Annotated in this window: 1 pseudogene; it reads left to right on the top strand. The window is 34.8% G+C overall.

The window, feature by feature from the left end:
- Positions 1-491: pseudogene (locus FTU55_RS14970) on the top strand (hypothetical protein); the annotation flags it as partial.
- Positions 492-1102 lie beyond the last annotated feature (611 nt).

The following is a 1102-nucleotide window of genomic DNA, read 5'->3' on the forward strand; positions in this document are numbered from 1 at the left end:
ACTTGTATAGGGAGTTAGATAACGAAGGAACTAAGAAATTCTTGCGTTGGGATCAGTCGATTAAAACTACCAATATGCGCCGTATGTTGAAGCAATCGGCATTGGTTAGAGACAATAACTTTAAAGGTGGACTCAAAGAATACGCCAAACAAATGGGTAAAATTGGTAAGTTTGCAAGTCAGGTTAAAATAGCAGGTTATGTGTCAATTGGTGCGGATGTCGTGAGTTCAGGTGTAAATGTTTATGAAGCGGCGCCTGAGGATAAAGCAAGAACGACAGTGGTTGAAACTACTAAAGTTGGTGTAGGTATTGTGGGTGGTATTTATACCACTGGTCTTGTTATTGGGTTAGCGTCTGGTGGGGTGGGCTTTGTAGTCATAGGCGTCGTAATTTTGTCTGCAGGAGCTGCGGTAAAGGGTGCAAGTGAAATATCGGGATGGATTGCAGGCAAGTCATATGATTTAATTGAGAAAACATTGGAAGATGAATGATAGAGTTTATTATTAAGCTGTACAAAGCTGATCCATCGTTATTCGTTGGTATGATTGGACTTCTTTTAATTGTAATAACAATAGTTCTATATTTTATTTTTTATATTTATATGAATATACATTTGAAAGGTATTTCCAAAATTATTTTTAACAATGAAAAACATTACAGAAGACCTTTAGAGCCTTTTAATTTTATTTTTCTCAGCTTTCTCCCTACAACTTTTTGGAGAGAGATTTTGAACATGAAATATAACAAATCTTTCAAAAGGCTCTATGGAAAAGAGTTTTATTATCGTTTGAATGAGAGTCAGCTCAAAAGGTTGATGTCTGAATATAAAGCATATTTTCTTTTTCAGTATGTAATATTCACCATTACAACCTTTGCATTTATTTTTATGATTTATGCATATATGGTTGGTAATTATTTTAAATAGTTAAAATATTTTACTATAGGAAACCGAGGTAGTTTTACTTCGGTTTTTTTATAGCAGGTTATGTGTCTATTGCTACGGATGTTGTGAGTTCTAGTGTAAATGTATATGAAGCCGCGCCAGAAGACAAAGCAAGAACAACGATTGTTGAGACTGCCAAAGTCGGTACTGGTTTGGTTG

The sequence above is a fragment of the Acinetobacter sp. YH12117 genome (assembly GCF_013418865.1).
Classification (GTDB): Bacteria; Pseudomonadota; Gammaproteobacteria; order Pseudomonadales; family Moraxellaceae; genus Acinetobacter; species Acinetobacter indicus.